This window comes from Pseudarthrobacter kochi (genome assembly GCF_055412805.1).
The window spans coordinates 1-24,217 of sequence record NZ_JBVAYV010000014.1 but is presented as its reverse complement, the minus strand read 5'-3'; the positions used below and the strand labels follow the sequence as shown (position 1 = coordinate 24,217).

The window sequence follows — 24,217 nt, the reverse complement described above, 5'->3', positions numbered from 1 at the left end:
GCGCGGCCGGCCCGTTAGGCGGGCCGCGTTCCCGGGGGAATAATGGCCGTATGCGTCTTGGCGTCCTCGATATTGGCTCAAATACAGTCCACCTCCTGCTCGTGGACGCCCATCCTGGTGCGCGCCCTGTGCCATTCGCCTCGCACAAACGCCCGCTGTCCCTCGTGCAGTACCTCGAGAGCGACGGCAGCATCAACGACGCCGGCCAGCATGAGCTGATCGAGTTTGTCCTCGAAGCGTGGGAATTCGCGGCCAAGCACAAGGCCGAGGACCTGCTGGCGTTCTGTACCTCAGCCATCCGCGAGGCCACCAACGGGTCCGCCGTGCTGGCCCGCGTCAAGCATGAGACCACCGTGACGCTCCGGGAACTGACCGGCAGCGAAGAGGCCTCGATGACGTTCTTCGCCGTCCGCCGCTGGTACGGCTGGGGCGCGGGGCCGATGCTGAACCTGGACATCGGCGGAGGTTCCTTCGAAATGGCCTACGGGGAGGATGAACTCCCCGAACTCGCGACGTCGGTCCCGCTCGGGGCGAGCCGCCTCACCCGGGACTGGCTGCAGGAGGACCCGCCCTCGGCCAAGAGTGTCAAAGACCTTCGCCGCTATATCCGGACCACGCTCAAGCCGGTGGTGCGCGACTTCGCCAAGCTCGGCAAGGCCAACCACGTGGCAGGCACCTCCAAGACCTTCCGCTCGCTGGCCCGCATCGCCGGGGCCGCACCCAGCGGCGCCGGGCCCTACGTCAAGCGGGAATTGTTTGCCACGGACCTGGGACTGTGGGCGCAGCGCATCTCTGCCATGGAGGTGGAGGACCGGCTGAACCTGCCCGGCGTTTCCGAAGCCCGCGCCCCCCAGCTTCTGGCTGGCGCCCTGGTGGCCGAAGCGGCGCTGGAAATGTTTGAGTTTCCGAGCATGGAGATCTGCCCCTGGGCCCTCCGCGAGGGTCTGATCCTCCGCCGGCTGGATCAGCTGGTCATCGAGGGTCCGCTGGAGCCAGCCCCCCACGTCACCCGGTCCGGCCACCCCGCCGAGCCGCAGTCACCGGACCCGGAGTCACCCGACGCCAAGAAGCCCCAGTCAGCGGACGCCCGGTGAGCGATCCGCAGGGGCCTGATTCCCGGCGAGGGAGTGTCGATCCGGACGCAGGCCGTTCGTCTGGAAGGTGAGAGGCCGGTAAGGAACCGGCCGTGTCGTCAAGGAGGACAACACCATGGCACAGTACCTGCTCAGCGTTTACCAGCCCGTGGGCCCCGCCCCCGCCCCGGAAATCCTTGAGCCCATCATGCAGGACCTCGAGGCCTTGAACCGCGAAATGAAAGCCGCCGGGGCCTGGGTGTTCGCCGCCGGACTCCATCCCACCGAAACCGCCACGGTCGTGCGGCAGCAGGGCTCCGAGGTGCTCATCACGGACGGTCCCTTCGCTGAGGCCAAGGAGCATCTGGGCGGGTTCGCCGTCATCGAGGCCGAGGATCTCGACGCCGCGCTCGGCTGGGCCGGCAAGCTGGCGCGCGCCACGACCCTTCCCATCGAAGTACGGCCGATCCAGCACTAGGCGCCGCATGCGGGAGGGGACCGCGCATTAACTGCGAAGGCACCGGCCGTCCGCTGCGGGAAAATGGGGGAAACCCGCTGCAGACGACCGGTGCCGGGCAGGCATCCGCATGCCTGCTGCATCACTCGCACCCTCAATGAGGTAACCACTACGTTAGTCACGGAGTTTGTGAAGACGCTGACCTGAGGATGTGAGCTGGCTGTGAATCAGGCCGGACTGCAATGATGGGGGCATGAGCAACCGAATCGCATTCCTGGGCTGTGGATCAATGAACGAGGCCATCCTTGGCGGACTGATCGCGGGCGGCGCTGACCCCGCGGACATCGTCGCCACGGTCCGGCGCGCCGAACGAGCCGATGAACTCGCCAAACGGCATCCGGGGATCACGGCCATCGCCGGCGCCGAAGAGCCGGAGAACAACAAGCAGGCCGCCACCGGCGCCGACGTCGTAATCCTGGGCGTGAAGCCCGTGGGCATCGCGGACCTGGCCCGCGAGATCGGCGATTCGCTGGCACCGGACACAATCGTCATCAGCGTCGCTGCCGCCGTGTCGCTGGCGCAGCTGGAAGCGGCCCTGCCGGCCGGCCAGCCCGTGATCAGGACCATGCCCAACACCCCGGCGAAGCTGGGCCGCGGCGTCGTGTCCGTGTCGCCGGGCACGCATTGCTCCCCGGCGCAGCTCCAGCTGGCCAAGGACATCCTGGCGGCCGCCGGCACCGTCGTCGAGATTCCCGAGCACCAGGTCGACGCGCTGTCCGCGATCAGCGGCTCAGGCCCGGCGTACGCGTTCTACCTGGCCGAGGCCATGGCGGACGCCGGCGTCGAACTGGGGCTTGACCGTGAGCTGTCGCAGCTGATTGCCCGGGAAACCGTCGCCGGGGCAGGCTTTATGCTCGCTGAGCCTGGCGTCGATCCGGCAGCGCTGCGCAAGGCCGTCACCAGCCCCAACGGCACCACCGAACGCGCCATCGCCACCTTTGACGCGCGCGGCCTGCCCGCGATTATCGCCGACGGCGCCCGCGCCGCCGCCGAACGGGCAGCGGAGATCACCACGCAGCTCGGCTAGCCCAACGGAGGTGCACCCATGACGCAGACCGGACCGGGTGGCAGGATAGGACCCATGGAACTGCACATCACAGGGGATCCCACGGCGGACAAACTACTCGGCGATGACACGTTTGCCCTGCTCACCGGCATGCTGCTTGACCAGCAGGTGACCATGGAATCGGCCTTTGCCGGTCCCGAAAAGATCCGGACGCGCATCGGGTCCATGGACCCCGCCGCGATCGCCGGATACGATCCGCAAGCGTTCGTCGAGGTGTTCAGAGAACGCCCGGCCGTCCACCGGTTCCCCGGATCAATGGCCGGCCGCGTCCAAGCACTTGCCGAGACGGTGCACAGTGACTGGAACGGCGATGCTTCTGCCATCTGGACCCAGGGCGACCCCGACGGCCAGGAGGTGCTGCGCCGGCTCAAGGCGTTGCCGGGATTCGGCGAGCAAAAGGCGAAGATCTTCCTGGCGCTGCTGGGAAAGCAGTGTGGACTTCAAGCTGAGGGCTGGCGCGAGGCCGCCGGCCACTACGGGCAGGAGAACGCCTTCCTGTCCGTCGCTGACATTGTGGATCCGGAGTCGCTGAGCAAGGTGCGGGCCAGCAAGCAGGCAAGCAAGGCCGCCGCGAAGGCGGCGAAGACCGCCGGGCCCTGATCCTGCGGTAGCTAAGCCAGCGACCCCGGTGCGCTACGGCCGGGCGGCGAACCTCTCCAGCAGGTCCACATGACCGGAAACAATGAGCATGTCCCGTGAGGAAACCTTCGTCTCCGCCCGGGCGTAGGTGAAGTCCTCGCCCGGGGACTTCACGCCCACAATCGTTACCCCGTACTTGGACCGGACCTTGGACTCGTCAAGGGTGAAGCCCACGGTTTCACGCGGCGGATACATTTTCACGATCGCGAAGTCGTCGTCGAACGCGATGAAGTCCAGCATGCGGCCGGAGACCAGGTGCGCGGCGCGGACACCGGCGTCGGCCTCCGGGTAGATCACGTGGTTGGCACCGATCCGGGTCAGGATCTTGCCGTGCGAGGGGGTGATGGCCTTGACCCACAGGTGCTCGATGCCGAGGTCCACGAGGTTCACGGTGATCAGCACCGAGGACTCGATGGAGGTGCCCACGCCGACGACGGCGGAGCTGAACTCCTGCGCGCCGAGCTGGCGGAGCGCATCGATGTTGGTGGCGTCGGCCTCGACGACGTGCGTCAGGACGCCGGACCATTTTTGCACCAGGTTCCGGTCGCGTTCGATGGCCAGCACCTCGCGGCCCTGTTTGACCAGCTGTTCTGCGGTGGAGGCGCCGAAACGGCCCAGGCCGATCACCAGCACGGGGGCGTTGTGGGCGGGGCGGTTGACGGCGCCTGAGGAACTAGCCAATGATCGGTCTCTCTTCCGGGTAGTGGTACAGCTGGCGGCGCTGGCGCAGGGCCAGTGCAGCGGCAAGGGTGACGGTCCCGACGCGCCCTGCGAACATCAGGACGGTGAGGACGTAGACGCCCGACGGCGGGAGCTCGGCACTGAGGTTCGTGCTGAGGCCGACAGTGGCGAACGCTGAAATGGTTTCGAAGAGCACCCGGTCCAGGGACGCCCCGCTGATCTGGAGCAGGAGCATGGCCGACACGGCGACCAGTGTGGCACCGGCGACGATGACCGAGATGGCCACCCGCATGGTCCCCTCCGGGATGGTCCGGCCGTACACCTTGACATCGGAGTCACCCCGGGCCTCGGCCAGGATCGCCAGGAACATCACGGCGATGGTGGTCACCTTGATGCCGCCGGCGGTCGACGCCGAGCCGCCGCCGGCGAACATGAGGGCGTCGGTCAGGAGCATGGTCGTGGAATCCATCTGGTTCTGGTCCACCAGGTTGAAGCCGCCGGAACGGGTCATCACGGACGCGAACAGCGAATGGATGACCTTGTCCGCGACGTTCATACCGCCGATGGTCCTCAGGTTCTCCCATTCCATCAGCCCCCACAGCAGCGTGCCGGCCGCCAGCAGGATCAGCGAGACCTGGATGGTCAGCTTGGTGTGCAGGTTCCATTTCTTCCAGTTCAGCCCGTTCTGCTGCAACACCATCACCACGGGGAAACCCAGGCTGCCGAGGAAGACGCCCACCATCAGCGGGACGAGGATCCACAAATCTGTCTCGTAGGGCACGATCCCGTCCGAGTGCGGGGTGAAGCCGGCGTTGTTGAAGGCCGAAATCGAATAGAACACCCCGTGCCAGACGGACTGGCCGAAGCTTTCGCCCAGGGTCAGGAACCGCGGGATCAGCGTCAGCGCGAGGGTGCTTTCGATCACCACCGAGGTGACGATGACGATCCGCAGCAGGGTGCCCACCTCGCCGAGGCGGCCGGCGTTCATGGCCTCCTGGGCGATCAGCTTGCCGCGGACACCCAGCTTCTTGCTCACCATGAGGGCGAGCAGCGAGGCAAGGGTCAGGGTGCCCAGGCCGCCGACGAAGATGCCAATCAGAATGACGAGCTGGCCGAAAAAGGACCAGTGCGCGGCCGTGGACACCACGGTCAGGCCGGTCACGCAGACGGCGGACACGGCAGTGAACAGCGCCTGGTGCAGCGGCGTGAAATCCCCGGTGGCCGAGGAGACCGGCAGGGACAGCAGGGCCGTGAAAACCAGGATCACCATGCCGAACGCGGAGAGCGCGAGCCGGGCCGGGGACGTGTTGGCGATGTTGTCGATGAAGTCGCGAAGGCGTGTGAAGATCCACAGGCCTTCCCGCTCCGGTGCGCCGGGGTGCCAGTTTGCCGGGCTCTTGGACCTCGACTGGCTCTGCGTCATGTGTGGCTTATCCTCGCTTGAAACTGCTTCCTTCAGTAGTAAACCACTAAACCCCGCGCAATGACGGGGGAAAGGCGCCCCGCGCTCGGGTAGCCTGTGATTGATGACATACCTGCCGGGGCTCGCAAAGACCGCACTGCCAACGACGGTGGTGTGGGATCCCGCCATGACGGCCTACAACTTCGGCCACAGCCACCCGATGGCCCCGGAGCGGATGGAACTCACCGCCAGGCTGGCCGGAAGCCTCGGTCTGCTGGATCTGGAGCACGTCACGGTTTCGGCCCCGGACGTCGCCAGCGACGCGGAGCTGAGCACGGTCCACAGCCCGGAGTTCGTCGCCGCCGTGCGGCGCGTGAGCGCGGATCCGGGGACCCCGGACCTGGAGCGCGGCCTCGGCACCGAGGATGACCCGGCGTTCGCCGGCATGCACGAGGCCAGTGCCAGGCTGGCCGGCGGCTCGCTGCTGGCCGCCGCCGCCATCCTGGACGGCAGCGCCGTCCGGGCGGTGAACTTCGGCGGGGGCATGCACCATGCGGCCCGCGAACGCGCGAGCGGCTTCTGCATCTACAACGACGCCGCCCTCGCCATCCAGCGGCTGCTCGACGGCGGCATGCAGCGTGTCGTGTACATCGACATCGACGCCCACCACGGCGACGGAACGCAGAGCATTTTCTGGGACGATCCGCGGGTCCTGACGATTTCCCTGCACGAGACGGGGCTGACCCTGTTCCCGGGCACGGGCTACGCCAACGAGATCGGCGGCCCCAACGCCCAGGGCAGCGCCGTGAACGTGGCGCTGCCGGCCGGCACCGGCGACGGCGGCTGGCTCCGCGCCTTCCATGCCGTCGTACCGCAGCTCGTGGGGGCCTTCGAACCCGAGGTCATCGTGAGCCAGCACGGCTGCGACTCCCACCGGCTGGACCCGCTCACCCACCTGAACATCAGCGTCGACGGCCAGCGGGAGGCCGCCACCGCCATCGGCAACCTCGCAGCCCGCTACTGCGACAACCGCTGGATCTCCACCGGCGGAGGGGGCTACAACGTCATCACCGTGGTGCCGAGGTCGTGGAGCCACCTGATCGCGATCGCTGCCGGGCGCCCTGTCCCGTTGCGCACCCCCGTGCCGGAGGACTGGCGCAGCTATGTCAAGGAAAAATACGGGGCCAAGTACGGCGTCGACGCACCGGAGATGATGGGCGACGACGTCGACCTCTGGTGGCGCTCGTGGGAAGTCGGCTTCGACCCGAACGATGAAGTGGACCGGACGGTCATGGCCACCCGCAAGGAAGTTTTCCCGCTCTACGGGCTGGACCCCTGGTTCGACTAGGTAGCCGGCAGTTGCGGCTAACCTGCGGACGGCTGGGGACTGGGCTTTTCGGTCTGGAACACGACCCCCGCCGCGCCAATGATCCAGCCCAGCAGCGAGAGCGAGAACGCCCCGATCAAGTCGGTGGACGCGGTGCCCTTAACGAGCCACACACCGAGTACCAGCATCCCGATCACGAGGTACACCATCAAGGCCGTGATGACCCGGCCGGACAGCTTTGTGGTGATCCCGCCGGCGTCGAAGATGCCTTCGCTGGCCTGTCCGGCGGACCCGCCGCCGGCCTGTTCCTCCCGGCGCACCTCGGCCATGGTGAAGCCGAGCGCGGAGGCCGTCAGCGAGCTCAGCGACGTGGACAGCGCCCCGGCGGCACAAACGACGGCGCCGTTCAGCTTGGGCGGCGTGCCCGGGACCTCCGGGAGGAACACCCAGACCTGGATCAGCACGTTGCCCCAGACGATCACGAAGAGGGCCAGGAACACGGCAGCGATGATGTTGAACAGCTGTTTCCGGAAGATGTCGCCCATGGTCGTGCACTCCTCTGCGTCGGCAGGCTGCGGCCCCACCCGCCGGGCAGGCGGTGGGTCCCGTTCTAGCACCGCGCCGGGTACGGGGCAATGCCCGGCGCATGCAGTCAGGGCCGCAATTAGTGGATGCCATCCGGCGTATATGTCGCTAGTGTGGAGGACATGGTGACAGACGACGTATTTGCCGTCATTGCTGAGGCAACCCGGCGTGACATTCTGGTATCCCTCCGCAAGGGGGACAAAGCAGTGGGGGAGCTGGTCCAGGAGCTCGAGGCCAGCCAGCCCACCATTTCCAAGCATCTGAAAGTGCTCCGCGAAGCGGACCTGGTGAGTATGCGTGCCCAGGGCCAGAAGCGCTACTACACGCTCAACCCCAAGCCGCTGGCCGGGATCATCAGCTGGCTGGAGACGTTCGACGTCGGCGGTGCCGCCACAGCCGAAACGTCACCGGCGCGGACGGCCGAACCCCGGCTCCAGCCCGTCCCGGACACGCTGGCCGCAGAGGCCACCGCGAACTCGTCGGATGCCACGGCGCCTGCGGTCCCGGCCGCGGTGCTCGCCGGCCGGCCTGCCGGCAGCCCGCTGAGCCCCGCCGTCGTCCTCCCGGTCGGCACGGCAGGCGAGGACAAGATGCCGCAGCAGATCGGCCGTACCGTCGGCCGCGCCGCGACCCGGGCCGCTGATCTCCTGGCCAGCCTGCCGAAGTTCGGCCGCAAGAAGTAGCGACGCCCCGGCCCGAGCCCCTGTTCCCGTCATACGGTGGCGCCCACCGGCTCTCGAATAGAAATCCCTCCCCGCCCGGTGCAACCATGGAAAGGCTTGTTTGCTGCGCCCGATGAGTGGCGCCAAGGTTGAGGAGTTGCAATGGACGCACGGCTTGAAACGATCCGGGACACGGTACTGGCACGGAATCCCGGCGAAGGGGAGTTCCACCAGGCAGTCACCGAGGTCTTCGAAAGCCTCGGACCGGTGCACGACCGCCACCCGGAGTTCATGGAAGGCGCAGTCCTCGAACGGCTCTGCGAGCCCGAACGGCAGATCATCTTCCGGGTCCCGTGGGTCGACGACGCCGGCCGCTTCCAGATCAACCGCGGCTTCCGGGTGGAGTTCAACTCGGCGCTGGGGCCTTTCAAGGGCGGCCTGCGTTTCCACCCCTCGGTGAACCTGGGCATCGTGAAGTTCCTCGGCTTCGAGCAGATCTTCAAGAATGCCCTCACCGGCATGCCGATCGGCGGCGGCAAGGGCGGCTCCGACTTCGACCCCCGCGGACGCTCGGACGCTGAGATCATGCGCTTCTGCCAGTCCTTCATGACGGAGCTGTACCGCCACATCGGCGAGTACACGGACGTCCCGGCCGGGGACATCGGGGTCGGCGGCCGCGAAATCGGCTACCTCTTCGGGCAGTACAAGCGGATCACCAACCGCTACGAATCCGGGGTCCTCACCGGCAAGGGCATCTCATGGGGAGGCTCGCTGGTGCGGCCCGAAGCCACCGGCTACGGCACCGTGATCTTCACCCAGGAAATGCTCAAGACCCGCGGCCAGTCCTTCGACGGCCAGCGCGTGGTGGTCTCCGGCTCCGGCAACGTCGCCATCAACGCCATCGCCAAGGCCCAGGGGCTCGGCGCCACGGTGGTGGCCTGCTCCGATTCCTCCGGCTACATCGTGGATGAGGCCGGAGTCGACGTCGGGCTGTTGCGCCAGATCAAGGAGGTCGAGCGCGGACGGCTCAAGGACTACGAGGCCCGGCGTTCCAACGTCACGTACGTCGACGGCGGCTCCGTGTGGGACCTCGACGCGACCGTTGCGCTGCCGTGTGCCACGCAGAACGAGCTCGACGGCGACGCTGCCGCCAGGCTCGTCCGCAACGGACTGCTGGCGGTGGGGGAGGGAGCCAACATGCCCTCGACCCGGGACGCCGTCGCGGTGTTCCAGGACTCCGGCATCCTCTTCGGACCGGGCAAGGCCGCAAACGCGGGCGGCGTGGCCACGTCGGCGCTGGAGATGCAGCAGAACGCCAGCCGCGATTCCTGGTCCTTCGCGCACACCGAGGAACGGCTCACCGAGATCATGGTCGGCATCCACGACCGCTGCGCCGCGACGGCGGCGGAGTACGGGGACCCGGGGAACTATGTGCTGGGCGCCAACATCGGCGGCTTCGTGAAGGTGGCCGACGCGATGCTCGCCCAGGGGCTCATCTAGGACTGGACTTCCGCGCGCGACCCGCGCTGCGGGCTACTTCTTGAGCAGCCGCACGTGGTCCGGCGTCAGCTCCGAGATCCGGCTGACGCCCAGCAGGGCCATGGTGCGGAGCATGTCCTTTTCCAGGATCTCGATGGCCCGGTCCACGCCGGCCCGTCCGCCGGCCATCAGCCCGTAGAGGTAGGCGCGGCCGATCAGCGTGAAGTCGGCGCCCAGGGCCAGGGCCGCGATGATGTCCGCGCCGCTCATGATGCCGGTGTCCAGGATGATGGCCGCGTCGCTGTTGTCCGCCTTGAGCGCCGCCGAGACCTCCGGGAGCAGGTGGAACGGGATTGGGGCGCGGTCCAGTTGGCGTCCGCCGTGGTTGGACAGCACCACGCCGTCGGCGCCGTGGTCCACCACTTTGCGGGCGTCCTCGACGGTCTGGATGCCCTTGACGACGAGCTTGCCTTTCCATGTGTCCCGCAGCCAGTCGAGGTCCTCGAACGTGAGCGTCGGGTCGAACATGGAGTTGATCAGGTCCGCGACGGTTCCGGTGTAGCGCGAGAGCGAGGCGAAGGTCAGCGGCTCGTGGGTGAGGAAGTTGAACCACCACGCCGGCCGGTAGGAGGCGTCCAGGACGGTCTTGAGCGTCAGGGCCGGCGGGATGGTCATGCCGTTGCGGACGTCGCGGAGCCTGGCCCCGGCGACGGCGGTGTCCACGGTGACCATGAGGGTGTCGTTGCCTGCCTTGGCCGCGCGCTCGATCAGCTCCAGCGAGCGGTCCCGGTCCGTCCACAGGTAGAGCTGGAACCAGTTCCGGCCGTCCGGGGCGGCAGCGGCCACGTCCTCGATGGAGGCCGTGCCCATCGTGGAAAGCGTGTACGGGATGCCGGCGGCCGCAGCGGCCTGGGAGCCGGCGTATTCGCCCTCGGACTGCATCATGCGGGTGAAGCCCGTGGGCGCGATGCCCACCGGCAGCCGGGAGGGCTTGCCCAGGATCTGCGTGCCGAGGTCCACCCGGGAAACGTCGCGCAGGATGCCGGGGCGGAACTCGATGTCCAGGAAAGCCTGGCGGGCGCGGCGCAGCGTGATCTCGGCTTCGGCCGCGCCGTCGGTGTAGTCGAACGGTGCCTGCGGTGTGCGGCGCTTGGCCATGTCCCGGAGGTCCCAGATGGTGCTGGCCTGGCGCAGCCTGGCGGCCCGGCTGAACTCGGGCTTCTTGAACTGCATCAGCGGGGCGAGGTCCGAGTACCTGGGGACGCGGCGCTTGAGGGCTGCGGGAATGATCCCCGGGGTGGCCGCGGCGGGGTGGCTGCCCGCGCCGGTGTCTTCCGGCTGGGTGGGCGACTCGGGGTTGCCGGGCTCGATTGTCTGCGTCATTGCTGCCTCCGGGCAGGGTCTCGTGTTCCTGGATGTCGGGATCCCCGCCGGGCTGCAACCTAAAACTCAGCCACCGGGGAGTGTGGTCCAACCACAGTCTAGGCGTGTGGTCCATCCACATCAAGTAGGATTGGACCATGCGTACCCACCAGCTTGTCCTGCAGTGGATCGAGGGCCAGCTCTCCAGCGGCCAGCTCGCCCTGGGCGGACGGCTCCCGGCCGAGCGGACTCTCGCCGAGCAGCTCCAGGTCTCCCGGACGTCCGTGCGCGAGGCCATTCGGGTCCTTGAGGCCATGGGAGTGCTCCGGGCGGGGGTGGGCTCGGGCCCGGAGGCGGGGACCGTCGTCATCGCCGACCCGACCGCGGCGCTGGGCGCAGCGCTTCGGCTGCACGTCGCCACCTCGCACCTGCCCGTCAAGGACATCGTGGAGACGCGCGTGCTGCTGGAATCCTGGGCCGCTTCCCGGGCAAGCCCGGAGTCGCCGGCGCTCGCCGAGGCCGCCCGGCTGCTGGAGCACATGGACACCTGCGCCGAGACGGAGAAGTTCCTGGCCCTGGATGTGCGGTTCCACCTGGCGCTGGCGGATGCCGCGGGCAACGCCGTGGTCAGCGCCATGATGGGCTCACTGCGCGAAGCCATCCAGGACTATGCCGGCCGGCTGACCGGAAACCTCCCCGACTGGGACGCCACGGCGGCGCGGCTCCGTACTGAACACCGGGATATCCTGGCGGCCATCACCAGCGGCGACGGCGGCCGCGCGGCGCAACTCGTTGCCGACCACATCGAGGGCTACTACGCGGAGGCCGGCGTGGGCTCCGGGGCCTGATCCGCCTCCCAGGGCCGGAATGTTACGTCCCGGATTTTGCCGCGGCTGCGGTCCCCGGGCTATCGTCGAGCTATGACTAACCGTTGGTATGCGTATTTTTCGTTGGCTCTGGAGGGGCCCGCGTCGAACTGACACGCATCCAACCTTCCTTCAGAGCCAACAGGGCAGAGATCATTCTCTGCCCTTCGCCATTTCCCGGCGGGTTCTGACCAGGGCCCGCTCCGCACCCCGGAACAGGACCCGCACATGAGCATCGAAGCAGCCCCCGAATCCCAGCAGTCCACCTCTAACCTGCGCGTCAGCGAGTTTACCCCGCTGCCGACCCCGCAGGACATCGCCGCGGAGCTGCCGCTGGACGCCGGCCTGGCCGACGTCGTGGCCCGGGGCCGGGACGAGGTCCGCGCCATCATGGACGGGGTCGATGACCGCTTGCTCGTCATTGTGGGCCCCTGCTCCATCCACGATCCCAAGGCCGGCCTCGAGTACGCCCGCCGGCTGGTCAGCCAGGCCGAAAAGCACAAGGAAGACCTGCAGATCGTGATGCGGGCGTACTTCGAAAAGCCACGCACCACGGTGGGCTGGAAAGGCCTGATCAACGATCCCCGGCTTGACGGCAGCCACGACATCGCTGCCGGGCTGCGTGCCTCGCGCCTCTTCCTGCAGCAGGTCACCGCGCTGGGCCTGCCCGCCGGCACCGAGTTCCTCGAACCCATCAGCCCGCAGTACATGGCGGACCTTGTCTCCTGGGGCGCCATCGGTGCCCGCACCACCGAAAGCCAGATCCACCGCCAGCTGGCGTCGGGCCTGTCCATGCCGATCGGGTTCAAGAACGGGACCGACGGCGACCTGCAGGTCGCGCTCGACGCGTGCAGCGCCGCCGGGGCAGCCCAGGCGTTCCTGGGGATCGACGGCGAGGGCCGTGCCGCCCTGGTCTCCACCGCAGGCAACCCTGACACGCACATCATCCTCCGCGGCGGCCGCAAGGGACCCAACTACTCCGCCCCCGACATCGAGGCCACCACCGCCAAGCTCGCCGCCAAGCAGCTCAACCCGCGGCTGATCGTTGATGCGAGCCACGCCAACAGTGGCAAGAACCACCACCGGCAGGCTGAAGTCGCCTTCGAAATCGGCGCCCAACTGGAGGGGGGCGGCAGCTCGGCGGGAGCCATTGCCGGCGTCATGCTGGAGAGCTTCCTCGTTGGCGGGGCGCAAAACCTCGATGTCGCCGAGCACGCCGCCGGATCGGACGAGCTCGTCTACGGCCAGAGCGTGACGGATGCCTGCATGGACTGGGATGTCACGGCATCCGTCCTGGCGCAACTTGCGGCCTCCGCGCGTGTTCGCCGTACCCGCGGGTAAGAGCCTCGGCGGTCAGGCGGAGCCGGAGGAAATCCTGCCTGGAGGCCCGGAGATTCCCGCGCAGCTCTTTCACATTGGCATCATCAGCCCCTAGAGTATCTATCACATGGTTGTTTGATGGCTCAGCATCGGCACACCGCCATGTCGTTCAGATGGGGCTGCCGTTCGCTTGAGTAAAGGAATAGGGAAATGTCTTCGGAGGCTAACTTCTCCAATGCGCGCTTCTTGACCGTGGCTGAGGTCGCGGATGTGATGCGCGTGTCCAAAATGACCGTGTACCGTCTTGTTCATTCCGGCGAGATGCCGGCTGTCCGTTTCGGGCGCTCCTACCGGGTGCCGGAAACCGCCGTCGAGCAGTACCTCAAGGGTGCTGTAGTCGACGGGCACACGGAAACAGCCTGATTCTTCGCGTCTTGTACGCCGGAATAACAATCTGCAGGCGCCCAGCGCGGCCTGCGGTCGTGGTGTGCCCCCGTTAGGCGGTACCCTGTTAAGGAACGTTTTACGTCATTGTAAGAACCTGTCAGTTGTACAGTCTGCTGCTTAGCCCGCGGACCCTTTCCAACAGGCAGGTACTGCATCTAGCCGGTAAGGAACTTTCGTGGGTTCAGTTATTAAGAAGCGTCGCAAGCGTATGGCCAAGAAGAAGCACCGCAAGCTGCTTCGCAAGACGCGCCACCAGCGTCGCAATAAGAAGTAGAGATACTTCACATCATGTGAATGCCCGTTGCCTTCCAGGCAGCGGGCATTTTCTTTGGCTTCGCCGCGGGTGCGGACGCGCGTGCGGGCGACGGGCGACGCGCGGTCCGGCTGACGACGCTCGTTCGGACGGGCGACGCACTTTCGGACCAGGGACGCGCTTTCGGACCGTCGACTCGCGTTTGGGCCGGCGCTACGCGGATCCGCGTAGCGCTTGGCAGGAAGCGTAGCGCCCGGCCGAAAGCGTAGCGGAAAGAGGCGGGCGAGCTGGCGTGCGGGTCAGACCGTGGGGCCGCGGAAGCGGGAGAAGCCCCGCCAGAGGCCGTAGATCGCCCCTCCGACGGTGGCGGCCTTGAGGCCCAGGGTTGCCGCGCGGCGTCCGGAACGGAAATCGTAGACCGGCCAGTTGTGATCACGGGCATGGCGGCGGAGCCGGGAGTCCGGGTTGATGGCCACGGGATGTCCCACCATGCTCAGCAGCGGGATGTCGTTGTGCGAATCGCTGTACGCCCAGCACCGCGCCAGGTCCAGTCCCTCGGCCTCGGCCACGGCGGTGACTGCCACGGCCTTGGCGGGGCCGTGCAGGATCTCGCCGACCAGCCGTCCGGTGTAGGAGCCGTCCATTATTTCGCCCACCGTGCCGAGGGCACCGGTGAGGCCCAGCCTCGTGGAGATCACCGAGGCCACCTCGATCGGCGTGGCGGTCACGAGCCAGACCTTACGGCCCACCCGGAGGTGCTGCTCGGCCAGCGCCTTGGCCCCCGGCCAGATCCGGGATTCAATCATTTCGTCATAGACTTCTTCGCCGAGGGCTTCGATGTCCTCAACGGTGATGCCGGATGCGAGCGCCAGGGCGGTGTCGCGGACAGCATGGACGTCGTCCATGTTTTCCCCGCGGAGCACGAACATCAGCTGCTTCCAGGCGAACCCCGCCGCCTGCGGAATCGTGAAGGCCCCGCGCTGGTGCATCTTGCGGGCCACATGGAACAGGCTGGCCCCGCGCATGAGGGTGTTGTCGACGTCGAAGAACGCGGCTTCGCCGTGCTGTGGTGCTGCAACAGGATCTGTGACCACAGCGGCGTACTTCTCTTCGGACATGCCACGAGTCTAGTCAACGCCGGAGCCAGTCCCGTCCCCCGGGCCGCGGCGGCGCCCGGATGCTGCGGCGCGTCGACGCCGGACGGGCCGCCGGGCTACCGTGGAACCATGCCACGCCCCGACGTCGTCCTCATCACCAAAGCTGACTGCCACCTCTGCTCGGCGGCGCGCGACGCCGTCGACCGCGTCACAAAGAACCTCGGGATCGGCTGGCGGGAGGAACCGGTGGACAACGACGTCGAACTGCGGGAACGCTTCGCCGAGGAGATTCCCGTGGTGCTGGTGGATGGTGTCCAGCGGGACTTCTGGAAGATCGACGAAGCCCGGCTGGAGCGAACGTTACGGCGGGCGCTGGGCCGGCAGGCCTGACCGGCCGGGGCAGTTGGAGCCGGCTGCTTTGTCCGGCGAACTCCGGGGGCCCTAGAGTGGAAGTCACAACGCGACTCAATGGAGCAGATAGTGACTTCGCTGGACTCATCCCCCGACGCGATGCCGGGGGGATCCGGGACTGCCGCCAAGCAGATTCCGCCCGCGGCCGTGTCCCGGCTGACCATCTATCTGCGCGCCCTGACCACCCTGCTCGCCGAGGGTGTTGACCGGGTTTCGTCCGAATCCCTGGCAGAGGCCTCGGGCGTCAGCTCCTCGACTCTCCGCAAAGACCTTTCCTATGTCGGCTCCTACGGGACCCGTGGCGTCGGCTACGAAGTGCAGTACCTCAACCGGCACATCGCCGCGGCGTTGGGCCTGACGCATGACTGGAAGGTCGCCATCGTCGGTGCCGGCAACCTGGGCAAGGCGCTGGCCCGGTACGGCGGCTTCGAATCCCGGGGCTTCGACATTGTCGCAATTTTCGATGCCGACCAGATGGTGGTCGGGAGCGAGGTGGGCTGGCTGCGTGTCAGCGATGCTGCCGACCTGGAACCGGTGCTGCAACGGACGGGCGCCAACATGGTGGTGCTCGCCCTGCCGGCCGCCGTGGCGCAGGACGTCTGCGACCGGGTGATTGCCGCCGGCGTGCGGAGCATCCTCAGTTTTGCCCCGGTGATGCTGCAGGTGCCGCCCGGGGTCAACCTGCGCAAGGTGGATATGGCCACCGAACTCCAGATCCTCGCCTATCACGCACAAAGGGCGCAGGACCCGGAGGATGCTGACTAGCTTTCAGTCAGCCCGTCCGGCTCCCGCGCCCTCTGCGCCGGTGCCTGGCTACTTGCCGGTGCCTGGCTACTTGGTGTCGACCGTTAGTACGGTCCGCCCGGCTGCCCGTACGGGTTGGCGAACGGCTGCTGCTTGCTGAAGTACGGCGACGTTGCCGGCAGGTACAGCATCACGATGCCGGCGATGCCGAGGAGAACTGCCAGCGTGCCGAGGCTCAGCGGGTAGAGGCTGAAAATGGACAGGGCGGCGAAGACCGTGCCCAGGATCCGTGCCCAGTTCTTGCCTTTGCGCACGTTCAAGGCAACGAGGGCGTAGAGTCCGGCGCTGATCACAGCGAACACGACGATGCTCCCGACGAGGGCACCCCGGAGGTCCTCGAACCGTATTTCAGCACCGCTCGCGGCCATCTGCTGTTCGAACATGTCCCGCATGGCGGGGGAATCCAGCGTTCCGATCGCCAGCAGCAGCGAGATGACCCATACCGCGCCGGACGCAACGATGAGCCAAAAGGCCGTGTTCACGAGTTTGGGCATGCCGGGCGCGGCCTGCGGCTGCCCCGAGGGGTACTGGGCATAGGGGGATTGGCCGTAGGCGGGCTGGTTGTACTGCGGCGGGTTCTGGCCGTACTGCGGAGGCTGGGGGGCCTGCTGCCCATACTGGGGGGCGTTCTGCCCGTACTGGGGGGCGTTCTGCCCGTACTGGGGGGCGTTCTGCCCGTACTGGGGGGCGTTCTGCCCGTACTGGGGGGCGTTCTGCCCGTACTGCGGGGCGTTCTGGCCGTACTGCGGGGCGGCGGGCGGCTGCTCGCCGTACTGGGGTGCGTTCTGGCCGTAACGGGGTGCGGGCTGCGCGCCCGGCTCGGGGGAGTCCGGGTTCGACGGCGGGACTGGCGGGATGCTCATGGGCGTTCCTTTGCGTGGCGGTCAGGTTCGGATACCGGAAACAGATTCCTGCCCTGCCCCCAGCATGGTTTACTCCCACCGTACCGCGGGCCGGCGCCCGCGCGGATCATTCCGCAGGAGTATTCTCGGCGAACAAGGGGCGGGTGCCTGATGCTGCACAAGGGCAGGTCAGGCCCAGGTCGAACTTAGATCCGGCGCGGGGCGGGCGCGGATCAGATGCGGCCCCGGAGCGAGGCGAACCACGCCTGGGAGTTGGGCATCCACATCAGTGCGGCGGCCGCCAGGCTGACGATGAAGCTCGGCCAGCTGCCTCCGCCCCGGCCTTCCGCCGCGCTGGTGTTGAGGACGGCAAGCAGCAAGGAAATGCCGGCAACAATTGTGAGGGCGAAGCGGGCCCACTCGCGGCCCTCCTTCATCTTCATGGCCAGGATGACCTGAGCCGCCGCAAGGGCCAGTGCCACCAGCACCAGCAGGAGCACCACGAACCCCAGGCCCGGAACGACGGCCAGGAGCACGAACGACCCAAAGAGGCCGATCACTCCGCCGAGCAAACCCAGCAGCCCGCCGATGAGCCAGATCCAGTAGGACACTTTCAGCTCGGTCGGCAGCCAGGTGACCGTGAACATGCCGGCGAATCCGCCGCGGGGCATCACGTCGTTGAAGTTCTGCGGCCGGTCCGTGGGCAGCTCAAAGCGGAATCCGCCGGGCTGCGGTGTCTGATAGCCCGGCGGCGGTGCTTGATAGCCCGGCGGCGGTGCCTGATAGCCCGGCGGGGGTGCCTGATAGCCCGGCGGGGGCGTGACTGGCGGCGGCTCGGAACCTGCCGGTGGAACATTGCCCGCCTGCGGGGGCTGGGCACCCGGCTGATGCGGTGGAGGTACCTCATTAGGGTTGCTCATGGCTCTCACTGTAGACCGCGAATGTGCCGGTATCGAGGGAATTTGAGCATGTTGCGGGGCATGTCGGGGTGCCCGGGCCCGCACCTGGACGCGGGCCTGCCGGGCGCCGCTGAAGACGCATTTGCCGTGGCGGCAGCAGCTCCCCGTTAAACGCAAAACCCCGCTCCGTCACACGGACGGAGCGGGGTGCCCGGCGGCCGGAAGCCGCCGGCCGGGCCGGTCCTGGGGACCGGCCGGCCAAGCGTCGCCGACTAGGCTGCGGGGGCGATGAAGGCCAGTTCGAGGTTGACGGCAACCTTGTCGCTGACGAGCACGCCGCCGGCTTCGAGGACCGCGTTCCAGGTCAGGCCGAAGTCCTTGCGGCTGATGGTGGTCTCAGCCGAGAGGCCGGCGCGGGTCATGCCGAACGGGTCGACGGCAACGCCGTTGAACTCGGTCTCAAGGGCCACCGGACGGGTAACGCCCTTGATGGTGAGCTCGCCCTGGAGCTCGTACACGTCACCCTTGGGGACGATGCTGTTGGAAACGAAGGAGATTTCCGGGAACTTCTCGACGTCGAAGAAGTCTTCGCCGCGGACGTGGCCGTCGCGGTTGGCGTCGCCGGAGTCGAAGCTCGCGGTCTTGATCGTGGCGTTGACCTTCGAGTCCGCGACGTTCTCGGCGAGGTCCAGGGTGGCTTCTGCATCCTTGAACTGGCCGCGGACCTTGCTGATGCCCGCGTGGCGGACGGTGAAGGCAATTTCGCTGTGGGAGTTGTCGAGGGTCCAGGTGCCGGTGGTGACGTTGGTGGGAAGTGCCATGGTGTTGCTCCTTGAGTCGGGTGGGTCGTGCGGTGGGTCTAATCGTCAGTTGAAGCCTCATTTGTTGAAGTCTCAACCAACTGCTTCACCCAGTATAAACATGCATTTGCATCTTTTATTCCAACTCCGGGGAACATTTCTGAAAACTCTCGAGTTCTACTTCCTGTAGAAGATTTCGTCATTACCCCTGCCCTTTGAGAAACTGGTACACATGCCCCAAGCCACTGTCCATTTGCTCCGCCACGGCGAGGTCTACAATCCCGATGGCGTCCTGTACGGCAGGCTGCCCGAATTCCACTTGTCCGAGCTCGGCCGGGAGATGGCCCGGATGCTGGCGGAGCACTTCAGCGCCCGGTCCGCGCAGGGAGCGAAGATCGTCCACCTTGCCGCCTCTCCGCTGACCCGCGCGCAGGAGACGGCGCAGCCCGTCTCCGAGGCGCTCAACCTCGAGGTCACCACCGAGGACCGGATCATCGAGGCCGCCAACTACTTCGAGGGCCTCCACGTCGACAAGGCCGAGATCCTCAAGCCGAAGCACTGGCCCATGCTGCGCAACCCGTTCCGGCCCTCCTGGGGCGAGCCCTACAAGGACCAGGCCGCCCGGGTCATCGCCGCGGTTCAGGACGCCCGGCTGCGCGCCATAGAACTCGGCGGCGAGGGCGCGGAGGCCATCCTCGTGAGCCATCAACTGCCCATCTGGGCCACCCGGCTCAGCGCCGAGGGCAAGCCCCTGTGGCATGATCCGCGCAAACGCGAATGCACCCTCACCTCGGTCACCTCCCTGGTCTTCGACGACGCCGGAACCCTCCTGCGGGTCGAGTACAGCGAGCCCGCGGCCGCCCTTCTTCCCGGTGCCTCCAGCACCCCCGGAGCTTGAGCATGACCAGAAACAAGGAAAACGCGTCACCCGTCTCCCGCCGCAGCGTCCTGACCGCGGGCGGTGCGGCGCTCGCCGTCGTACTGGGTCTCTCGGGCTGCGCCCAGGAGGATGCCCTGGCCCAGCAGGCCAGGGCCGGCGATAACAAGAACTATGTGGCCGGCGACGGTTCGGTGACGGAATTCGCCGTGGCGGACCGCAAGAGCCCCATTGCCATCAAGGGCACGCTCTTCGACGGCACCGCGGTGACTGCCGAGGCTTTCCAGGGCCAGGTGACCGTGCTCAACTTCTGGTTCGCGGCCTGCGCGCCGTGCCGGGTGGAGGCGCCCTCGCTGGAGGAGCTGCACCAGGAGTTCAAGAGCCAGGGTGTGCAGTTCTTCGGGGTCAACCTCCGGGACGAGAAGGCCACCGCAGAAGCATTCGACAAGACGTTCAACCTGACCTACCCAAGCTTCAATGACAAGGACGGCGCCGTGCTGCTGGCCGTGTCCGGCCTGGTTCCGCCGGGGGCCGTGCCCACCACCCTCGTGCTCGACAAGCAGGGCCGCGTGGCGTCCCGTGTCCTCGGCGAGATCCAGAAGGGCACCCTCAAGTCCCTCATCGCCGCTGCTGTGGCCGAGTAGCGGACAGGCCAGCCACCGTGAACAGCCCCTTCGCCGAAGCCATCCTGAGCGGTTCGCTGCTGCTTGCCATCCCCGTGGCATTGCTCGCCGGCTTTGTCTCCTTCCTTTCCCCGTGCGTCCTTCCCCTCGTCCCGGGGTACCTGGGCTACGTCACGGGACTGACCGGCGTCGACCTCGAGAAGCAGAAGCGCGGCCGCATGCTGGCCGGGATCGGGCTCTTTGTCCTGGGCTTCTCGGTCATCTTTGTGCTGCTCGGCGGGGCATTCGGGCAACTGGGGACGCTGATCACCGGCTCGCAGAACGCCTGGATCACCCAGGTGCTGGGCATCCTCGTGATCATCATGGGCGTGGTGTTCATGGGCGGCTTCGGCTGGCTCCAGCGCGACGCCAAGATCCAGTCGAAGCCGCCCGCCGGGCTGTGGGGCGCGCCGCTGCTCGGCATCACCTTCGGCCTCGGCTGGGCACCCTGCATCGGCCCGACCTATTCCGCGGTCCAGCTGTTGAGCCTCTCCGGCGGATCCTCGGCGGCCAAGGGGGCGTTCCTGGCGTTTGTCTATAGCCTTGGCCTGGGCATTCCCTTCCTGCTGATCGCCCTGGCTGTACGCCGGGGCATTGGCGTGATGTCCTTCTTCCGCAAGCACCGCCTCGCCATCCAGCGCATTGGCGGCGGAATCCTGGTGGGGCTTGGCCTGCTGATGGCCACCGGCGTGTGGGGAACCTGGGTTTCCGAGTTGCAGTACTGGTTCCAAACCGATGTGAAATTGCCGATCTGATGAGCGAGCGAGTGAACGTAGAGAAGAAGTCCCCGGCCCCCGGCACCACCCCTGGCGGCACCGACCCTGAGGCCCAACAGGGCACGCCGGGCGGCAAGTCCGGCAAGTCCGGCAAGTCCGGCAAGTCGGGCAGGTCCGGCGCCGCCCGCCCTGTCGCCGCTGCAAAGGCTGAAGCTGTCCTTCCCACGCTTGGCCCGTTGGGCATGCTCCGCTGGGCCTGGACCCAGCTGACCAGCATGCGCACCGCGCTGTTCCTGCTGCTGATGCTGGCAGTGGCCGCGGTTCCCGGTTCGCTCTTCCCGCAGCGGCCCGCCAACCCTTCGATCGTCACGCAGTACATCAAGGACCACCCGGACTACGGCAAAATCCTCGACTCGCTCCAGCTCTACGATGTGTACTCCTCGGCGTGGTTCTCCGCGATCTACATCCTGCTGTTCATCTCGCTGATCGGCTGTGTGGTCCCGCGCGCCATCGCGCACTACAAGGCCATGCGGTCCCAGCCGCCGCGGACGCCCGCACGGCTGTCGCGGCTGCCCGAATACGGCACGCTGGTGATTCCCGCCGACGCCGGGATCCCGGCGTCGCGCGCCATTACGGATGCCGCCGGGCTGCTGAAGAAGCGCGGCTACCGCGTCGACGTCCGCGACCGCGACGGTGCCAGACCGTCAGTGGGAGCCGAGCGCGGCTTCCTGCGCGAGGTCGGCAACCTCCTCTTCCACACCTCGCTGATCGGTGTGCTGGTCTCGGTGGCGGTTGGCGGCCTGTTCGGCTACAGCGGGCAGCGGATCCTGGTGGAGGGCGATACCTTCGTGAACACGCTGGTCGGCTACGACCAGTTCACCCCGGGCACCAACTTCCAGAGCAGCCAGCTGCAGCCGTACTCGGTCCAGCTGGACAAGTTCCAGATCACCTTTGACCGCGAGTCCAAGGGCAAGTTCGGCCAGCCCATCGACTTCAAGGCCGATGTCACCACGAAGGAAACCCCGGACGCCCCGGCCAAAAAAGAGGTGCTCAAAGTCAACGACCCGCTCACCCTGGGCGGCACCAGCATGTACCTCACGGGCAACGGCTACGCCCCCGTCGTGACCGTCCGCGACGGCGCCGGGAACATCGCCATGCAGGGCCCCGTGGTCGCCAAGCTCCAGGGCGACAACTACTACTCCTCCGTGGTCATCAAGGTCCCGGACGCCAAGCCGGAGCAGCTCGCCTTCGCCGGCTTCTTCCTGCCTACGGCCTTCGTCACCGATGAGGGCGTCTCCTTCAGCGGCGATCCTGAGCTGTTCAACCCGCAGCTGACCCTGAACTCCTATTACGGGGACCTCGGCCTGGACGACGGAGCCCCGCAGAACGTCTTCGAACTCGACGTCAAGAAGCTGACCCCGCTCAACGCCAGGAACCTCGACACCAAGGGCATTGTCCTGACGCCGGGGGCCACCCACACCCTGCCGGACGGCAAGGGGACCATCAGCTTCGACGGCGTGAAGCGCTATGTCGGCGTCGATATCCACCACAACCCGGGCCAGCTCTACGCCCTGATCTTCGCGCTCCTGGCGGTGGCCGGCCTGGTCACCTCGCTGTACGTGAACCGCCGCCGCGTCTGGGTCCGGACCGGGTCCCACGAGGACGGCCGCACCATGGTCGAATACGGCCTCCTGGCCCGCGGCGAGGACCACCGGCTTGCCGGCGAGGCGACCGCGATCCGCAAACTGCTCACCGCCGCCTGGGAACTCGACGACGGCTCCCAGTCGGCTCCCAGCGGGAGGGCGGATAATGACCGGGCGGATACCAGGCTGCCCGGTGCCGGTGCTGAGCAGGCCTCCCCGGACCACCCCGCAGCAGACTTCATCCAGTCCACAGCAGGCTCTTCCGAGTCAAAGAAGGATCAGTAATGTTCCCAATCAACGAAACCATGGGCCAGTACAGCGAGTTGTTCATGCTTCTCGCGGCCGGCACTTACACGGTGGCTTTTATCGCCTTCGCGTGGGACCTGGCCAAGAGCAGCAAAACGCTGCGTGCGGTGGACCTGAAGGCGGCCGAGCTGTCGGGTGCCGCGGCCGCCCGGGTTCCGGTCGCTGCCGGCGTAGGGGCCTCCGGCGGGGCCGTTGACCGGGCCGAGTCCGACGTTGCCGGACCGATCGGCCGGGCCGAGCGCCCGACGTCGTCCGTGGCGGGGGCTGTCGGCGGCAACGCGGCAGGCATCGGCCAGACCGCCGACGGCGCCATGCGCTACTCCGCCGAGCGCCGGACGCCCGCCCGGGTGGCCGTCGCCCTGACGGTGCTGGGTGTCGCCATCCACGCGGCCGGTGTCATTACCCGGGCCCTCGGCGCGGGCCGGGTGCCGTGGGGCAACATGTACGAGTTCCTGACCACCGGCGCGTTTGTGGCCGTGGCCGTCTTCCTGCTGGTCCTCATCCGCCGCGACCTGCGCTTCCTGGGCACCTTCGTGGTGGGCCTGGCGATCATCATGCTGGTGGCTGCCTCGGTGGCCTACTGGACGCCGGTGGGACACCTCGTTCCCGCACTGCAGAGCTACTGGCTCATCATCCACGTCTCCATCGCCGTGATGTCCTCCGCACTGTTCACCCTGACCTTCGCGATGTCCGCGCTGCAGCTGGTCCAGTCGCACCGGCAGAAGACCATCGCTGCCGGCGGCGGGGACAAGCTGGGCTTCATGCGCCTGGTGCCGTCCGCGCTGAGCCTCGAAAACCTTTCCTACCGGATCAACGCCATCGCGTTCGTCGGCTGGACCTTCACGCTCATGTTCGGCGCCATCTGGGCCGAGAAAGCCTGGGGCCGGTTCTGGGGGTGGGACACCAAGGAAGTCTGGACCTTCGTGATCTGGGTGGTCTACGCCGGATACCTGCACGCCCGCGCCACCCGGGGCTGGACCGGCACCCGCGCGGCCTGGCTGTCGATCGTCGGCTACCTCTGCGTGGTCTTCAACTTCACCATCGTGAACCAGTTCTTCAACGGCCTGCACTCCTACTCGGGGCTGTAGCCCGCACCACCTCCGTCGATTCGCCACAGGTGGCCGCTAAGCAACCCGCTTGGCGGCCATTTGCGTCAGATGGGTGGCGGAGCATGGGGGCTGCGTCCGGAAGCAACGGTGGGTTCGGTCCGGGGGTGCTTTCCAGGCCTGCGTCGGCCCGCCACACTTCATCGATTTGCCACGAATGGCCGTTATGCCACCCCGTTCAGCGCCCATTCACCACAAGTGGCCGCTACAACGCCCCTCTTAGCGGCCATTCCCGTCAGGTGGGTGATGGGATTCTTGGGTAGGGGCCATTTGCGTCAGATGGGTGGCGGAGCATGGGGGCTGCGTCCGGAAGCAACGGTGGGTTCGGTCCGGGGGTGCTTTCCAGGCCTGCGTCGGCCCGCCACACTTCATCGA

The 24,217-nt window shown here is 67.3% G+C and carries 26 protein-coding genes; 18 read left to right on the top strand and 8 right to left on the bottom strand.

Going from position 1 to position 24,217, the window contains the following annotated elements; genetic code table 11:
• Nucleotides 1-50: 50 nt before the first annotated feature.
• The 4 genes from ACZY0Y_RS09185 to ACZY0Y_RS09170 all read left to right on the top strand — a co-directional run bounded on the left by ACZY0Y_RS09185 (nt 51) and on the right by ACZY0Y_RS09170 (nt 3,256).
• Nucleotides 51-1,094 (top strand): Ppx/GppA phosphatase family protein, encoded by a 1,044-nt coding sequence (locus ACZY0Y_RS09185; protein WP_463957557.1) that lies wholly within the window; start codon nt 51-53, stop codon nt 1,092-1,094.
• A 115-nt stretch (nt 1,095-1,209) separates the two neighbouring features.
• Nucleotides 1,210-1,551, top strand: coding sequence for a YciI family protein (locus tag ACZY0Y_RS09180; RefSeq protein WP_463883691.1), 342 nt, complete (start codon nt 1,210-1,212; stop codon nt 1,549-1,551).
• Nucleotides 1,552-1,783: 232 nt separating this feature from the next.
• Nucleotides 1,784-2,617, top strand: a complete 834-nt coding sequence (gene proC, locus ACZY0Y_RS09175) for a pyrroline-5-carboxylate reductase (protein WP_463883692.1) — start codon at nt 1,784-1,786, stop codon at nt 2,615-2,617.
• 54 nt (nt 2,618-2,671) lie between these two features.
• Entirely contained in the window at nt 2,672-3,256 is a 585-nt protein-coding gene (locus ACZY0Y_RS09170; protein ID WP_463957555.1) for an HhH-GPD-type base excision DNA repair protein, read from the top strand.
• Between the two features lie 33 nt (nt 3,257-3,289).
• Here ACZY0Y_RS09170 and ACZY0Y_RS09165 read toward each other — a convergent pair whose 3' ends face one another.
• Nucleotides 3,290-3,928: a potassium channel family protein gene (locus ACZY0Y_RS09165; protein ID WP_463883722.1), complete on the bottom strand. Its 639-nt coding sequence runs from the start codon at nt 3,926-3,928 to the stop codon at nt 3,290-3,292.
• Nucleotides 3,929-3,968: 40 nt separating this feature from the next.
• Nucleotides 3,969-5,399 carry a TrkH family potassium uptake protein gene (locus ACZY0Y_RS09160; protein ID WP_463957553.1) on the bottom strand — a complete coding sequence of 477 codons (1,431 nt, stop codon included), beginning with the start codon at nt 5,397-5,399 and terminating at the stop codon, nt 3,969-3,971.
• A 103-nt stretch (nt 5,400-5,502) separates the two neighbouring features.
• On the opposite strand from ACZY0Y_RS09160, the gene ACZY0Y_RS09155 reads away from it, so the two are divergent.
• Nucleotides 5,503-6,726, top strand: a complete 1,224-nt coding sequence (locus tag ACZY0Y_RS09155) for an acetoin utilization protein AcuC (RefSeq protein WP_160663821.1) — start codon at nt 5,503-5,505, stop codon at nt 6,724-6,726.
• A gap of 17 nt (nt 6,727-6,743) precedes the next feature.
• Here ACZY0Y_RS09155 and ACZY0Y_RS09150 read toward each other — a convergent pair whose 3' ends face one another.
• On the bottom strand, nt 6,744-7,250 hold the full coding sequence (locus ACZY0Y_RS09150; RefSeq protein ID WP_463957551.1) for a hypothetical protein: 507 nt from the start codon (nt 7,248-7,250) through the stop codon (nt 6,744-6,746).
• Nucleotides 7,251-7,412: 162 nt separating this feature from the next.
• On the opposite strand from ACZY0Y_RS09150, the gene ACZY0Y_RS09145 reads away from it, so the two are divergent.
• The gene (locus ACZY0Y_RS09145; protein ID WP_463957549.1) at nt 7,413-7,973 is read left to right on the top strand and encodes an ArsR/SmtB family transcription factor; all 561 of its coding nucleotides are present in this window, start codon (nt 7,413-7,415) and stop codon (nt 7,971-7,973) included.
• Nucleotides 7,974-8,114: 141 nt separating this feature from the next.
• Nucleotides 8,115-9,452 (top strand): NADP-specific glutamate dehydrogenase, encoded by a 1,338-nt coding sequence (gene gdhA, locus ACZY0Y_RS09140; RefSeq protein WP_463883702.1) that lies wholly within the window; start codon nt 8,115-8,117, stop codon nt 9,450-9,452.
• A 33-nt stretch (nt 9,453-9,485) separates the two neighbouring features.
• Here the strand turns inward: gdhA and ACZY0Y_RS09135 are convergent, their stop codons facing one another.
• A complete protein-coding gene (locus ACZY0Y_RS09135) occupies nt 9,486-10,814 on the bottom strand; it encodes an alpha-hydroxy acid oxidase (RefSeq protein WP_463883704.1) in 1,329 nt (442 codons plus the stop codon).
• Nucleotides 10,815-10,951: 137 nt separating this feature from the next.
• Between ACZY0Y_RS09135 and ACZY0Y_RS09130 the strand changes: the two genes are divergently transcribed.
• From ACZY0Y_RS09130 to ACZY0Y_RS09115, 4 genes are all read left to right on the top strand, one after another.
• A complete protein-coding gene (locus ACZY0Y_RS09130; protein ID WP_463883705.1) occupies nt 10,952-11,641 on the top strand; it encodes a FadR/GntR family transcriptional regulator in 690 nt (229 codons plus the stop codon).
• A 246-nt stretch (nt 11,642-11,887) separates the two neighbouring features.
• Nucleotides 11,888-13,000, top strand: a complete 1,113-nt coding sequence (locus ACZY0Y_RS09125; protein ID WP_463957547.1) for a 3-deoxy-7-phosphoheptulonate synthase — start codon at nt 11,888-11,890, stop codon at nt 12,998-13,000.
• A gap of 189 nt (nt 13,001-13,189) precedes the next feature.
• Complete coding sequence (locus ACZY0Y_RS09120; RefSeq protein ID WP_024365616.1) at nt 13,190-13,402, top strand: helix-turn-helix domain-containing protein; 213 nt, start codon at nt 13,190-13,192, stop codon at nt 13,400-13,402.
• Nucleotides 13,403-13,601: 199 nt separating this feature from the next.
• Nucleotides 13,602-13,700 carry a 30S ribosomal protein bS22 gene (locus ACZY0Y_RS09115; RefSeq protein ID WP_003792170.1) on the top strand — a complete coding sequence of 33 codons (99 nt, stop codon included), beginning with the start codon at nt 13,602-13,604 and terminating at the stop codon, nt 13,698-13,700.
• Between the two features lie 278 nt (nt 13,701-13,978).
• Here ACZY0Y_RS09115 and ACZY0Y_RS09110 read toward each other — a convergent pair whose 3' ends face one another.
• Nucleotides 13,979-14,797 carry an HAD family hydrolase gene (locus tag ACZY0Y_RS09110; RefSeq protein WP_160663833.1) on the bottom strand — a complete coding sequence of 273 codons (819 nt, stop codon included), beginning with the start codon at nt 14,795-14,797 and terminating at the stop codon, nt 13,979-13,981.
• 108 nt (nt 14,798-14,905) lie between these two features.
• Here ACZY0Y_RS09110 and ACZY0Y_RS09105 point away from each other — a divergent pair, with 108 nt between their 5' ends.
• Nucleotides 14,906-15,166 carry a glutaredoxin family protein gene (locus ACZY0Y_RS09105; protein ID WP_463957545.1) on the top strand — a complete coding sequence of 87 codons (261 nt, stop codon included), beginning with the start codon at nt 14,906-14,908 and terminating at the stop codon, nt 15,164-15,166.
• A 90-nt stretch (nt 15,167-15,256) separates the two neighbouring features.
• On the top strand, nt 15,257-15,952 hold the full coding sequence (locus tag ACZY0Y_RS09100) for a redox-sensing transcriptional repressor Rex (RefSeq protein ID WP_024365613.1): 696 nt from the start codon (nt 15,257-15,259) through the stop codon (nt 15,950-15,952).
• A gap of 83 nt (nt 15,953-16,035) precedes the next feature.
• On the opposite strand, the gene ACZY0Y_RS09095 is transcribed toward ACZY0Y_RS09100, so the two are convergent.
• The 3 genes from ACZY0Y_RS09095 to ACZY0Y_RS09085 all read right to left on the bottom strand — a co-directional run bounded on the left by ACZY0Y_RS09095 (nt 16,036) and on the right by ACZY0Y_RS09085 (nt 18,553).
• On the bottom strand, nt 16,036-16,854 hold the full coding sequence (locus tag ACZY0Y_RS09095; RefSeq protein ID WP_463957543.1) for a hypothetical protein: 819 nt from the start codon (nt 16,852-16,854) through the stop codon (nt 16,036-16,038).
• A 212-nt stretch (nt 16,855-17,066) separates the two neighbouring features.
• Entirely contained in the window at nt 17,067-17,753 is a 687-nt protein-coding gene (locus tag ACZY0Y_RS09090) for a hypothetical protein (protein WP_463957541.1), read from the bottom strand.
• 251 nt (nt 17,754-18,004) lie between these two features.
• A complete protein-coding gene (locus ACZY0Y_RS09085; protein WP_463883714.1) occupies nt 18,005-18,553 on the bottom strand; it encodes a YceI family protein in 549 nt (182 codons plus the stop codon).
• A 211-nt stretch (nt 18,554-18,764) separates the two neighbouring features.
• Between ACZY0Y_RS09085 and ACZY0Y_RS09080 the strand changes: the two genes are divergently transcribed.
• The 5 genes from ACZY0Y_RS09080 to ccsB are packed head-to-tail and all read left to right on the top strand — an operon-like array spanning nt 18,765 to nt 23,824.
• Nucleotides 18,765-19,430, top strand: a complete 666-nt coding sequence (locus ACZY0Y_RS09080; protein ID WP_463957539.1) for a histidine phosphatase family protein — start codon at nt 18,765-18,767, stop codon at nt 19,428-19,430.
• A 2-nt stretch (nt 19,431-19,432) separates the two neighbouring features.
• On the top strand, nt 19,433-20,053 hold the full coding sequence (locus ACZY0Y_RS09075) for a TlpA family protein disulfide reductase (protein ID WP_160663844.1): 621 nt from the start codon (nt 19,433-19,435) through the stop codon (nt 20,051-20,053).
• Between the two features lie 17 nt (nt 20,054-20,070).
• Nucleotides 20,071-20,826 carry a cytochrome c biogenesis CcdA family protein gene (locus ACZY0Y_RS09070; RefSeq protein WP_160663846.1) on the top strand — a complete coding sequence of 252 codons (756 nt, stop codon included), beginning with the start codon at nt 20,071-20,073 and terminating at the stop codon, nt 20,824-20,826.
• Nucleotides 20,826-22,715, top strand: coding sequence for a cytochrome c biogenesis protein ResB (gene resB / locus ACZY0Y_RS09065; RefSeq protein WP_463957537.1), 1,890 nt, complete (start codon nt 20,826-20,828; stop codon nt 22,713-22,715). The genes ACZY0Y_RS09070 and resB overlap by 1 nt, the downstream gene beginning before the upstream one ends.
• Nucleotides 22,715-23,824, top strand: coding sequence for a c-type cytochrome biogenesis protein CcsB (gene ccsB / locus ACZY0Y_RS09060; RefSeq protein WP_463883719.1), 1,110 nt, complete (start codon nt 22,715-22,717; stop codon nt 23,822-23,824). The genes resB and ccsB overlap by 1 nt, the downstream gene beginning before the upstream one ends.
• Nucleotides 23,825-24,217 lie beyond the last annotated feature (393 nt).

Bases quoted from the DNA above. Each gene is read 5' to 3' on its own strand.
- ACZY0Y_RS09185 (WP_463957557.1), top strand. From the start codon at position 51: ATGCGTCTTGGCGTCCTCGATATTGGCTCAAATACAGTCCACCTCCTG.
- ACZY0Y_RS09180 (WP_463883691.1), top strand. From the start codon at position 1,210: ATGGCACAGTACCTGCTCAGCGTTTACCAGCCCGTGGGCCCCGCCCCC.
- proC (WP_463883692.1), top strand. From the start codon at position 1,784: ATGAGCAACCGAATCGCATTCCTGGGCTGTGGATCAATGAACGAGGCC.
- ACZY0Y_RS09170 (WP_463957555.1), top strand. From the start codon at position 2,672: ATGGAACTGCACATCACAGGGGATCCCACGGCGGACAAACTACTCGGC.
- ACZY0Y_RS09160 (WP_463957553.1), bottom strand. From the start codon at position 5,399: ATGACGCAGAGCCAGTCGAGGTCCAAGAGCCCGGCAAACTGGCACCCC.
- ACZY0Y_RS09155 (WP_160663821.1), top strand. From the start codon at position 5,503: ATGACATACCTGCCGGGGCTCGCAAAGACCGCACTGCCAACGACGGTG.
- ACZY0Y_RS09150 (WP_463957551.1), bottom strand. From the start codon at position 7,250: ATGGGCGACATCTTCCGGAAACAGCTGTTCAACATCATCGCTGCCGTG.
- ACZY0Y_RS09145 (WP_463957549.1), top strand. From the start codon at position 7,413: ATGGTGACAGACGACGTATTTGCCGTCATTGCTGAGGCAACCCGGCGT.
- gdhA (WP_463883702.1), top strand. From the start codon at position 8,115: ATGGACGCACGGCTTGAAACGATCCGGGACACGGTACTGGCACGGAAT.
- ACZY0Y_RS09135 (WP_463883704.1), bottom strand. From the start codon at position 10,814: ATGACGCAGACAATCGAGCCCGGCAACCCCGAGTCGCCCACCCAGCCG.
- ACZY0Y_RS09130 (WP_463883705.1), top strand. From the start codon at position 10,952: ATGCGTACCCACCAGCTTGTCCTGCAGTGGATCGAGGGCCAGCTCTCC.
- ACZY0Y_RS09125 (WP_463957547.1), top strand. From the start codon at position 11,888: ATGAGCATCGAAGCAGCCCCCGAATCCCAGCAGTCCACCTCTAACCTG.
- ACZY0Y_RS09120 (WP_024365616.1), top strand. From the start codon at position 13,190: ATGTCTTCGGAGGCTAACTTCTCCAATGCGCGCTTCTTGACCGTGGCT.
- ACZY0Y_RS09110 (WP_160663833.1), bottom strand. From the start codon at position 14,797: ATGTCCGAAGAGAAGTACGCCGCTGTGGTCACAGATCCTGTTGCAGCA.
- ACZY0Y_RS09105 (WP_463957545.1), top strand. From the start codon at position 14,906: ATGCCACGCCCCGACGTCGTCCTCATCACCAAAGCTGACTGCCACCTC.
- ACZY0Y_RS09095 (WP_463957543.1), bottom strand. From the start codon at position 16,854: ATGAGCATCCCGCCAGTCCCGCCGTCGAACCCGGACTCCCCCGAGCCG.
- ACZY0Y_RS09090 (WP_463957541.1), bottom strand. From the start codon at position 17,753: ATGAGCAACCCTAATGAGGTACCTCCACCGCATCAGCCGGGTGCCCAG.
- ACZY0Y_RS09085 (WP_463883714.1), bottom strand. From the start codon at position 18,553: ATGGCACTTCCCACCAACGTCACCACCGGCACCTGGACCCTCGACAAC.
- ACZY0Y_RS09080 (WP_463957539.1), top strand. From the start codon at position 18,765: ATGCCCCAAGCCACTGTCCATTTGCTCCGCCACGGCGAGGTCTACAAT.
- ACZY0Y_RS09075 (WP_160663844.1), top strand. From the start codon at position 19,433: ATGACCAGAAACAAGGAAAACGCGTCACCCGTCTCCCGCCGCAGCGTC.
- resB (WP_463957537.1), top strand. From the start codon at position 20,826: ATGAGCGAGCGAGTGAACGTAGAGAAGAAGTCCCCGGCCCCCGGCACC.
- ccsB (WP_463883719.1), top strand. From the start codon at position 22,715: ATGTTCCCAATCAACGAAACCATGGGCCAGTACAGCGAGTTGTTCATG.